The organism is Bacteroides fluxus YIT 12057, from assembly GCF_000195635.1.
GTDB classification, from domain to species: Bacteria; Bacteroidota; Bacteroidia; order Bacteroidales; family Bacteroidaceae; genus Bacteroides; species Bacteroides fluxus.
In genome coordinates this window covers 1-593 of the sequence record NZ_GL882653.1, presented here as the reverse complement: position 1 = coordinate 593, position 593 = coordinate 1, and the positions used below count along the sequence as shown (strand labels likewise).

At 44.4% G+C, this 593-nt stretch carries 1 protein-coding gene; it reads right to left on the bottom strand.

What is annotated here, in order from left to right; translation table 11 throughout:
* Positions 1-356 (bottom strand): UpxY family transcription antiterminator (locus HMPREF9446_RS11590; protein WP_050797297.1); only part of this gene is annotated, 356 nt, incomplete at its 3' end.
* Between the last annotated feature and the right edge of the window lie 237 nt (positions 357-593).

Below are 593 nucleotides of genomic sequence, written 5' to 3'. Positions count from 1 at the left end.
ATACGGACTTTAGTACCTTTCGACAAATTCAACTCTTCGGGTTGGAAATACAGAAGGTGGTCATTATAACTGCCGGCCACAGCGATGAAGCGCTGCATCTCCACATCGGGAATGATAATTTTCTTCCCGCTACGGGTATCGGTGATGTATTGCAGATAGGTGACCTGCGACTTGACACGCTGCACTTCCGAAGGACGGGCATGGACGAATATCAGGTTATGGACAACGGGGACCAGCGCACGGATTTTCTTTCCTTTACGGATGCACATCTTGTATTGCATGGGAACAAAACAGCCCAATTTCTCTTTTTCAAGAAGACGCATAGCATCCGGTTCTCTGCGGTATGTAGCACGCATGGCGTACCAAATTTCAGTCTCGTTCTCCACTATTTTCAGAGGGTTTCATCAAGGTTTCGTTCAGAAAAGAGTGTTCCTTCGGGGCTTTGACAACCTTATACATATTTGGTTATCAATCATTTGCGAGCAATTTATGTAAAATACGGCAAGCTTTATGCCCCTCTTGCCAACCATTTTCTTGGATATGTTCATTACCTTATGGTAAGAAGCTATAAACGAACCTGTTACAAGCGAAAA